Source organism: Pseudomonas citrullilanati, assembly GCF_030580855.1.
Taxonomy (GTDB): Bacteria; Pseudomonadota; Gammaproteobacteria; order Pseudomonadales; family Pseudomonadaceae; genus Aquipseudomonas; species Aquipseudomonas citrulli.
On the sequence record NZ_JAUQOP010000073.1, the window covers coordinates 1 to 10,174 of the forward strand.

8 protein-coding genes are annotated in these 10,174 nt (G+C 65.0%); 4 read left to right on the top strand and 4 right to left on the bottom strand.

Features of this window, described 5'->3' with window-relative positions; translation table 11 throughout:
• Nucleotides 1-512 precede the first annotated feature (512 nt).
• Nucleotides 513-881, top strand: coding sequence for a DUF6124 family protein (locus Q6A48_RS25490; protein WP_304557233.1), 369 nt, complete (start codon nt 513-515; stop codon nt 879-881).
• A 225-nt stretch (nt 882-1,106) separates the two neighbouring features.
• Here Q6A48_RS25490 and Q6A48_RS25495 read toward each other — a convergent pair whose 3' ends face one another.
• Together Q6A48_RS25495 and Q6A48_RS25500 are read right to left on the bottom strand one after the other, a co-directional pair.
• On the bottom strand, nt 1,107-2,930 hold the full coding sequence (locus Q6A48_RS25495) for a glycoside hydrolase family 15 protein (protein ID WP_304557234.1): 1,824 nt from the start codon (nt 2,928-2,930) through the stop codon (nt 1,107-1,109).
• Nucleotides 2,923-3,723, bottom strand: a complete 801-nt coding sequence (locus Q6A48_RS25500; RefSeq protein WP_304557235.1) for an SDR family oxidoreductase — start codon at nt 3,721-3,723, stop codon at nt 2,923-2,925. The genes Q6A48_RS25495 and Q6A48_RS25500 overlap by 8 nt, the downstream gene beginning before the upstream one ends.
• A 159-nt stretch (nt 3,724-3,882) precedes the next feature.
• Here Q6A48_RS25500 and Q6A48_RS25505 point away from each other — a divergent pair, with 159 nt between their 5' ends.
• Nucleotides 3,883-5,055, top strand: a complete 1,173-nt coding sequence (locus Q6A48_RS25505) for an MFS transporter (protein ID WP_304557236.1) — start codon at nt 3,883-3,885, stop codon at nt 5,053-5,055.
• Between the two features lie 23 nt (nt 5,056-5,078).
• Here Q6A48_RS25505 and Q6A48_RS25510 read toward each other — a convergent pair whose 3' ends face one another.
• Entirely contained in the window at nt 5,079-6,212 is a 1,134-nt protein-coding gene (locus Q6A48_RS25510) for a cupin-like domain-containing protein (RefSeq protein ID WP_304557237.1), read from the bottom strand.
• Nucleotides 6,213-6,287: 75 nt separating this feature from the next.
• A complete protein-coding gene (tam, locus tag Q6A48_RS25515) occupies nt 6,288-7,058 on the bottom strand; it encodes a trans-aconitate 2-methyltransferase (protein WP_304557238.1) in 771 nt (256 codons plus the stop codon).
• Nucleotides 7,059-7,204: 146 nt separating this feature from the next.
• On the opposite strand from tam, the gene Q6A48_RS25520 reads away from it, so the two are divergent.
• Both Q6A48_RS25520 and Q6A48_RS25525 read left to right on the top strand, forming a co-directional pair.
• Nucleotides 7,205-7,939, top strand: a complete 735-nt coding sequence (locus Q6A48_RS25520; RefSeq protein WP_304557239.1) for a thioesterase II family protein — start codon at nt 7,205-7,207, stop codon at nt 7,937-7,939.
• Nucleotides 7,940-8,337: 398 nt separating this feature from the next.
• Nucleotides 8,338-10,174, top strand: a 1,837-nt coding sequence (locus Q6A48_RS25525; protein WP_304557240.1) for a condensation domain-containing protein, incomplete at its 3' end; no start/stop codon positions are given.

Consider the following 10,174-nt stretch of genomic DNA (forward strand, 5'->3'; position numbering starts at 1 on the left):
GTAATCGCCAGCTCAGAGCCTTGCAACGCAAAGCTACTAAGCTGGGAATGAGGTTGATCGATGCTGCTTAAAAAGCATTAAAAACAATGGGTTGTAATTTGTTTGATGAGAGCTTGCTCCCGCTGGGTGGCGCGGCGGCCCCAGGCTTTCTGCGCCTGCTGCGCAGTCGAGCGGGAGCAAGCTCCCTCGCCACGGGCTGGTCCTACAGAAAAACAGGTGAGGTGGAATTTTCTGACGAGTCGCGGCGGTTGTCGGTTAGGAAACGCCGGGGATAGGCTTTGTCGGTCGCTGCAAAATCAGCGACCGGGTTTGGTCACCCGTCCAATGTCAGGCGCATACGCGCCAGCCTCGGCATGTCGGCGCTTTACCGGTATGCTTTGCGGTGGGCTGTGCGTGGGGCACTTTCGAGTGCGCCGGGTGCCTGACTTCCCGGTTGACCAACCTGCGTACTGCCCACCACCCTCGTTTGGTCACGAGGTGCGTGAGCTCAATCTCAAGTCAGGAGTGTCACAATGGTCAAGATCACCCCCAACCCCCCACGCGCCGAAGACCTCTCGGCCTACACCTCCCTCGATTCGAAAAAACTCCGCGAAGCGGCCGACCGCGCGCTGGGTATCCATCTGTCACCCACGCCGCCAGCCAAGCCCGACACCCAGGATGGCCAGGTTTTCACGGTGGTGCCTGGTCTCAATACCGAATCGGTGCTGACCAGCCTCAGCGAAACCCTGGCCTCGGCCAATGCCATGGTCAGCGACCTGGCGTTCGAACTGGAGGGCTCCCGACGGCATGTTGCGCTGGGGATTCAGCAGTTGGTTGAATTAGGTACGCTGTTGGCCAATCGAGCGCTGGACAACCTCGAACTCAAGGAACCGACGGCTTAAACCGGGACATTGTGGAAACAGGCTTTTGTGGCGAGGGGATTTATCTGTGGCGAGCGGATTTATCTGTGGCGAGGGGATTTATCCCCGTTGGGCTGCGCAGCAGCCCCGCAACGGCACCTCAATCAAACTGGCACACCATGTAGTCAGTTTTTGGGGCCGCTTCGCAGCCCAGCGGGGATAAATCCCCTCGCCACCTGTGTTCATTCAAGCGCGTGACAACGCGGCTCACGGCTGCCAGTGATTCTTCTCCCCACTCAACTTACGGTCCAGGAAACTCGCCGCGCTGATCAGCGCCAGGTGGGTCAGGGCCTGGGGGGTGTTGCCCAGGTGGTAGCCGTGGCTGTCGAATTCTTCGGCATACAGCCCCAGCGGGTTGGCGTAGCGCAGCAGTTGTTCGAATTCCAGCTGGGCTTTTTCCACACGGCCGGCGCGGGCGAGGCACTCGACATACCAGAACGAGCAGGCGGCGAATGAGCCTTCGGTGCCGCTGAGGCCGTCGATGGGGCTGTCGTCGTTGCGATAGCGGTACACCATGCCGTCGCGCACCAGGCTTTTTTCGATGGCGTCCAGGGTGGACAACCAGCGCGGGTCGCGTGCGCTGACGAAGCGGACCAGGGGCATCAACAGCATCGAGCCATCGAGGGCGGTGCTGCCCAGGCGCTGGACGAAATGCTGGTGTTCGTCGTTCCAGAAGTTGTTCCAGATGTCTTCGTAGATCGCTTGGCGGGTTTCATCCCAACGGGCGAACGGCGCGGGCAGGGAGCGCTTCTCGGCCAGGCGGATGGCGCGGTCGACAGCCACCCAGCACATCAACCGCGAATGCAGGAAGTGCTGTTTCTCGCCGCGCATTTCCCAGATGCCGACGTCTTCGTCCTGCCAGACATCGCACACCTGGTCGATCACCTCGACGGTGTGCTTCCAGCCTTGGTGGGAAATGGCCTCGCCGTATTTGTTGACCAGGTACACTGCGTCCATCAGCTCGCCGAAGATGTCCAACTGCACCTGCTGGTAGGCGAGGTTGCCAATGCGCACCGGCTGCGCATTGCCGAAGCCGCTCAGATGCGTCAACTCGGTTTCCGGCAGCTCCAGCCGGCCGTCCAGGCCATACAGGATGTTGAGTTTGGTCGGCTGGTCGCAACAGTCGCTGACCCGGCCCCGCAACCAGCGCATGTAGGCGTTGGCTTCTTCGACGAAGCCCAGGCGCATGAACGCATAGACGGTGAACGACGCGTCACGGATCCAGGTGTAGCGGTAGTCCCAGTTGCGTTCGCCGCCGCGGGTCTCCGGCAGGCCGAAGGTGGCGGCGGCGAGGATGGCGCCGTGTTTACGCGAGGTCAGAAGCTTCAAGGCCAGGGCGGAACGGTTGACCATTTCCCGCCAGCGCCCGCGATAGTTGGACTGGCCGATCCAGCCGCGCCAATACGCCAGGGTCCGTTCCAGGCAGATGCCACTGACGTCGTCCAGAAGCCGCGGGTCGTCGATGCCGCCCAGCAGGAACTCGGCGGTCTGGCCCTGTTCGAGGCTGAACTCGGCCACCGCGGCATCGCCGTCCAGGTGCATGGCCTGGTCGGAACACAGCCGCAGGCTGGGTTGCCCAGGCGCTTCGAAGCAGACGTGGGCGTGGTCCTGGCGCGCCCGGGTGGCGGCCCGGGCGTAGTCGTGGCGCACCGCGCAACGCATGTGAAAAGTCGCGCTGCCCACGGTCATGTGCACCTTGCGCATCAGCACGGGCAGGTCATCCTCGGTGTCGCCGATGGGCAGCAGGTCGGTGATTTCCACCACGGCGCCGTCGCTCAGCCAGCGGGTTTGCAGCACGTTGGTGTCGGGCAGGTAAATCTGCTGGCGACGTGCATCCGGCAGGTCGGGGGCGAGTTGGAAAATACCCGCCGCCGGGCTGTCCAGCAGCGAACAGAAGATCGATGGGCTGTCGAATTCCGGCCAGCAGAAAAAGTCCACGCTGCCTCGGTCGTTGACCAGTGCGGCGGTGCGCATGTCGCCGATGATGCCGTGGTTCTCGATGGGGCTTTGCGCTTCGTCATGATCAGCCATTGCCGCGGAACCCCGGATAAAGGCTCATCCCGCCATCGATGAACAACGTGGTGCCTACCACATAATCGGACAGGTCCGACGCCAGCCACACCACCGCGTTGGCGACGTCCTGCACATCGCCCACACGGCCGTAAGGAATCAGTTCCAGTAATTTGTGCCCTTGATCGCCCTCGACGACGTCGCGGTTGATGGCCGTGCTGATGGCGCCGGGGGCGATGCTGTTGATGCGGATGCGCTGGTGGCTGCTCTCCTGGGCCAGGCTCTGCATCAGCAGGTCGACACCGCCCTTGGAGGCCGCGTAGTTGACATGGCCGGCCCAGGGAATGCGCTGGTGCACCGAACTCATGTGGATGATCTTGCCGGCCGCGCGGGACACGCCCTGGCGAATGCCCTGGCGGGTGAAGATGCGCAGGGCGGCGCGGGCGCAGAGGAACTGGCCGGTGAGGTTGGTGCCGATCACGGTGTTCCAGTCTTCCAGGCTCATGTCGACGGCGGCCGCGTCTTTCTGCAGCCCGGAATTGGCGACCAGGATATCCAGCGTGCCAAAGGCCTCCAGGGTGCGAGCGAACAGTCGCTCGACGTCGTCCTCCCGGGAGACATCGGCGCCCACGGCGAGGGCGCGGCCGCCGTTGTCGTTGATCTCGCGGGCCAGGTCTTCGGCCGGGCCGGCGCTGGAGTGGTAGTTGAGCACCACGGCGGCGCCGGCGTCCGCCAACGCCCTGGCGGCGCCTGCGCCGATGCCGGAGCTGGCGCCGGTGACGAGGGCGACTTGTTGGGCAAGGGAAATCTGCATGGATGGGCACCTTCACTGGACGGCTTTATAGGCTGACTGGCATGAGGCCTGGAGAGTTCACTTGGGCAAAACAGTCTTCACACTCTCAGCACATTTCGACGCTTCCCCCGTGGTTGTCCTTTGTGGCAAGTTGCAGGCCCCCCGTTAAGGCACTCACCCATGGCAAACCCCTACCGCGAACTGTTCAACGCCCCCGGCAGCCTGGGTTTTGTGTTGGCCGGCATGGTTGCGCGCATGCCGATCTCCATGACTGGGATCGGCTTGATCACCATGCTGTCGCAGTTGCAGGGGGGCTATGGCCTGGCGGGTGCGGTGGCGGCGACGTTTGCCTTGGCGACGGCGTTTTGCGCGCCGCAAGTGTCGCGGCTGGTGGACCGTTTCGGCCAGGGGCGGGTGCTGCCGATCGCGGCGTTGATCGGTGGTGGGGCGTTGGCGCTGCTGTTGCTCTGCACGCGCTTGCAGGCGCCCCAGTGGACGCTGTTCGTGTTCGCCGCCCTGGCCGGCTGCATGCCGAGCATGTCGGCGATGGTGCGGGCGCGCTGGACCGAGTTGTACCGCGGCCAGCCGCAACTGCGCACCGCTTATGCGCTGGAGTCGGTGCTGGACGAAGTCTGTTTCATCGTCGGGCCGCCCCTGTCGGTGGGCTTGTGCGTGGTGGCGTTTCCGGAGGCGGGGCCGCTGGCGTCGGTGCTGGCACTGGCGCTCGGGGTGATGGCGTTCGTCGTGCAACGTGGCACCGAGCCGGCGGTGCACCCGCATCAAGCCCAGCACCAGGGCTCGATCATCGCTTCGGCGGACGTGCTGTTGTTGCTGCTGTTGATGGTGGCCATGGGCACCATCGTCGGTGTGGTGGACGTGGTCAGCGTGGCGTTCGCCCAGCACCAGGGGCAACCGGCGGCGGCGAGCATCGTGTTGTCGGTGTACGCCTTCGGTTCGTGCCTGGCGGGGTTGGCCTTTGGTGCGCTTCGTTCAAAACTGCCCTTGCCGCTGCTGTTCTTGTACGGCGGGGCGGGGACGGGATTGACGACATTGCCGTTGCTGCTGGCGTCCAATATCACCGGGTTGTCGGTGGCGATGTTCGTCGCCGGGTTGTCCTTTGCTCCGACGCTGATCGTCGCCATGGCCCTGGTGGAGCGCCTCGTGCCGCCGGCCCGGCTGACCGAAGGCCTGACCTGGCTGGTGACCGGCCTGAGCATCGGCGTGGCGATCGGTGCGGCCGGCTCCGGCTGGCTGGTGGACACCTTTGGCGCGCGCAGCGGTTTCTGGCTGGCGATCGTGGCCGGGGGCGTGGTGCTGGGCGCGGCAGTGCAAAGCTATCGGCGTTTGAAGTAACGCCGCAGCGCCCCGGCCATAAGTTACCAACCCCGCCCCGAGTTCACCCAGAAGTTCACCGACAGCGAAGTGGACACCGATTCCACCTGGTGGAACCAGCCTTCGGGCAGGAACAACAGGTCCCCGGCTTCCAGCGTCACCCGCATGAAGGGCACGTCCCGGGCGTGGGGGAAGCGTTGGTAGTCCGGCGCGTCGGGGTTGAAGTCGCAACCGTCGAGCCCGCCCTGGGGCGCCGTGGACCAGGTGCCGAGGGCTTCGCGGTGATGGGGCGCGGCGAGGGTGAAGGTTTTCCGGCCCCAGACCTGGGCGAACAGGTTGTCGGTGTCGTCGCGGTGCAGCGGGGTCAGCGTGCCCTTGGGGCCGATCCAGATGCGCGGCGGGATGAACAGCGACGGATCGAAGTAGGGCGGGTAGTTGATCAGCTCCATCAATTGCGCGGGCAGGATGTTGTTGCCCATGTACGCTGGCGGCTCACCGTCGGCGCCCTTGGTCGCCGGGCTGTCGAGGGAGGCGATGAAGTCGGCCATGGAGGTGGAGCGGAAATCCCGCTCGGTGGAGAAGGTTTTCTTCACGTAGTCGCCGTGGCGGGTGATGCCTTGCAGCTGCGCAAAATGCACCAGCGATTCCTCGCGGCTGAGCTGGAACAACGGCCAGTCCTGCAACGCATCGCTGATGACCAGCGGAACGCCGTGGGGCAGGTAGCGGGCGCGAAATTCCTGCACCGACAGACCGCTGCGCGGCCGCCGCTCCACGTTGCGCTGGACCGGGAGGCTGGCGGTGAGCTTTTCGCTGAAGCGCGGCGGGGTCGGGTAGCGCTTGTTCATGTCGACTTTTTCCACGGCGCCACCGCCATGACGGGCGTGGTCGATGATCTGCGGCAGCAAGGTCGCCAGGCCCATGTTGCCGCCGATCTTCAGGCGCCCGCTGGCGAACAGCTCTTCGACATTGGCCGTACCGGCCATGATCGCGAGAAAGTCGCCCTGCGCCACGTCGATGGTCACGTCAGGGCTGGCGTGCCGGCCGGCCTCGGTGCGGCTGCTGGCCTTGACCTCGGACCAGTACGCCTGGTGCGGGCCGAACACGAATTGGAAGACGCCTTCGATACCGACGGCGCCGGCATTGGCGAACAGTTTGCCCAGGATGGTTTGCAGGTCCACGGCGCTCACTCTTGTGGTTTTCTAGCGGATAACGAGCGCCTGGATCAGGAATTTAGGTCGCCGCCGACCCTTGCCTCAACGCGTCGCCACCAGGAAGACGCGAGGAAACGGCAACAACACCGTGCCATCGCCCAGGGCCGGGTAGGCCTGGGCGATGGCCGTTAGGTACTGCGCCAGGTACTGGTCGCGTTGCGTCTCGTCCAGCGGTTCGAGAAACGGCCGCAGGCCACTGCCCTTGAACCATTCCACCACGCCCGCCGCACCGTCGGCCAAGGGGTGGTGGTAGGTCGTGCGCCAGACGTCGACCCGGGTGCAATGCGGCTTGAGGATCGAATAATAGGTGCTGGCGTCTTCGACCTCGGTACGGCTGTCCGCCGCTCCCGCCAACTGGCTGGCCCAAGGACCGTTCGCGGCGATGTCGCGCATCAGGCGGTGGGAGGGTTGGTGCAGGGTGTCGGGCATCTGGATCGCCAGGCTGCCGCCGGGGGCGAGTTTGTCCACCAGGGCGGGCAGCAGCGTGGCGTGGTCGGGCAGCCATTGCAGCACGGCGTTGGCGAAGATCACATCGAACGGTCCGGGTTCGTGCCATTGGCCGATGTCCGCGGTGTCGAAGGCCACCGCGGGCAAGCGGCGGCGTGCGGCCTCGATCATGTCGCCGGAGCTGTCCAGGCCACGCACCGTTGCGCCGGGGAATCGTTCCACCAACAGCTCGGTGGAATTGCCGGGGCCGCAGCCCAGGTCGATCACCGAGCGTGCCTGCGGGTTCGCAATGGCGGCCAGCAGGTCCCGGGCCGGACGGGTGCGTTCCTGTTCAAACGTGACGTACTGTCTGGCGGACCAGCTCATGGCGTTCTCCTTCAAGGGCGGCGTGGGACGAGAGGCCGCCAGTATAGGATCGAGCGGGGGCGATGGCGCGACTACGGCGCGTTTGACTAATTATTTGTCATGTTGCTTCGTCATCCTTTACACGCGACCGATCGGAGAAAACCGCAGTGACTCAACTGACCCTGCTGTGCCTGCCTTATTCCGGCGCCAGCGCGATGGTGTACAGCCGCTGGCGGCGCAAGTTGCCGCAGTGGCTGGGCGTGCAGCCGGTGGAACTGCCGGGGCGCGGGGCGCGTTTCGGTGAGCCGCTGCACACCGAGATGGGGCCGCTGGCCATGCAGTTGGCGCGGGAACTGCGCCCGACGCTCCAGGCGCCCTATGCGTTGTTCGGTCACAGCCTGGGTGCGCTGCTGGCCTGCGAAATCGCCCATGCCTTGCGCGAGCTCGGGTGTCCGGAGCCGGTGGCGCTGTTCGCCTCGGGCACGGCGGCACCGACCATGCGGGCCGACTATGACCGGGGTTTCGCCGAGCCGAAAACCGACGCCGAACTGATCGACCAGTTGCGCACCCTCAACGGCACCAGCGAGCAAGTGCTGGCCAACGAAGAACTGATGGCCCTGACCCTGCCGGTGCTGCGCGCGGACTTCCTGCTCTGCGGACGCTACCAGCCACGCGTGCGCCCGCCGCTCAGTTGCCCGGTGCACGTGCTCGGCGGCACCGCCGACCGGGCCAGCACCGAACAACTGATCGGCTGGAGCCGCGAAACCTGCGGCAGCTTCTCGGTGGACATGCTGGCCGGCGGGCACTTCTTTATCCATGAGCACGAAGCCCGGGTGCTGCGGCTGATCAAGGATCAACTGAGCGTGCATCATCGCCGACATGGGCTGGCCATCAGCGCCTGATCCATCGATTGAAAGTCTGCTTTTGTGGCGATGGGGTTTATCTTCGGCAAGGGTATTCACCTGTGTCGGGGAGATTTATCTGTGGCGAGGGGATTTATCTGTGGTGGGGGGATTTATCTGTGGCGAGGGGATTTATCTGTGGCGAGGGGATTTATCCCCGTCGGGACGCGAAGCGTCCCCCCCCCACTCGAACCGCCTGCCACACCCCTGCGCCAAGTCCCGAGGCTGCCGTGCACCCCAGCGGGGATAAATCCCCTCGCCACAGGTGAGCTGCCTGATCGTGCCGAGATGTTCTTTCTGACACGCATTCTCAAACGCTAATTTTTCCGGACTGCATTCGTTTTATAGGGACGACTTGCCCCTGTGCCTTGTGCCCACTGATTCCGGATACCCCAGAAATGAATGCTGAAGACGCCTTGAAACTTGCTCGCCGGTTTATCGGGTTGCCCCTGGAAAAGCGCCGTACATTCCTGGCGGCACTGGACAAGGAGGGCGTGGCGTTCAGCGGTTTTCCCATCCCTCGTGGCGTCGAAGCCGAGGATCGCCAGGCCCTGTCCTATGCCCAGCGGCGCATGTGGTTTCTCTGGCAGTTGGAGCCGGCGAGCGGTGCCTACAACCTGCCCGGTGCGGTACGGCTCAAGGGTGCGTTGAACCTGTCGGCGCTGGAACAGGCCTTCGCCAGCCTGGTGGCGCGCCATGAAACCCTGCGCACGGTGTTCCAGCGCCAGGCCGACGACAGCCTGGTGCAAGTGCCGGCCAGCGCCGCCCTGGTGATCGAACGACAGGACTTGCGTGGCTTGCCGCCCGCCGAGCGCGAGCAAGCGGTTCGCCGCGCCGCCGAGGCGCAGTCGATGCGGCCGTTCGACCTGTCCGTGGGGCCCTTGCTGCGGGTCGAACTGCTCGCGCTCGACGACCAGGAGCACGTGCTGCTGCTGACCTTGCACCACATCGTCTCCGATGGTTGGTCGATGAACGTGCTGATCGACGAGTTCATTCGCTGCTACGACGCCTTCGAGGCCGGCACCGTGCCGCAACTGGCCGAACTGCCGATCCAGTACAGCGACTATGCCCTTTGGCAGCGGCGCTGGCTGGAGGCCGGCGAGCAGGCGCGGCAACTGGCGTATTGGCAGGCACGGTTGGGCGACGAGCATCCGGTGCTGGAGTTGCCCCTCGATCACCCGCGCCCGGCGTTGCCCAGCTACCGCGGCACTCGCTATGAGTTCGACGTGGAGCCGGCCCTGGCCGAGCAATTGCGCGCCACCGCCCAGCAACACAACATCACCTTGTTCATGCTCTTGCTCGGCGCGTTCAACGTGCTGTTGCATCGCTACACCGGCCACACCGACATTCGCGTCGGCGTGCCCATCGCCAACCGCAACCGGGCCGAGACCGAAGGGCTGATCGGCTTCTTCGTCAACACCCAGGTGTTGCGCACCGAGCTGGACGGCCAGACCCGTGTCGATGAGTTGCTGCGCGCGGTCAAGGACACGGCATTGGGCGCCCAGGCCCATCAGGACTTGCCGTTCGAGCAACTGGTGGAAGCGCTGAACGTAGAGCGCAGCCTCAGCCATACGCCGTTGTTCCAGGTGATGTACAACCATCAGCCGCAAGTGGCCGACATCGCCAGCCTGAGCACCGCTTCGGGCCTGGGGTTGTCGATGCTGGCGTGGCAGAGCCGCACCACGCAATTCGACCTGACCCTCGACACCTGGGAAAAGGCCGGCAAGCTGCACGCGGCGCTGACCTATGCCGATGACCTGTTCGACGCCGCCACCATCGCCCGCATGGCGCGCCACTGGACGCGATTGCTGCAAGGCATGGTGGCCTACAGCCGCGCGCCCATCGGTGAATTGCCGCTGCTCGAAGCCGACGAATACCAGCGCCTGGTCCACGACTGGAACCCGGTCGACGCCCCGTTCGACCAGCCCCTGTGCACCCACCAGTTGATCGCCCGCCAAGCGGCGGCCATGCCGGACGCCTTGGCCGTGACCTTCGCCCACACACAATTGAGCTACGCCGAACTCGATGGCCGGGCCAACCGCCTGGCCCACAAACTCATCGAGCTGGGCGTTGGCCCGGAAGTGCGGGTCGGCGTGGCGATGCCGCGCTCCGAGCACCTGCTGGTCGCCTTGCTCGCGGTGCTCAAGGCCGGCGGCGCCTACGTGCCGCTGGACCCGGATTACCCGGCCGAGCGCGTGGCCTACATGCTCGACGACAGCCGCGCGCGGGTGTTGC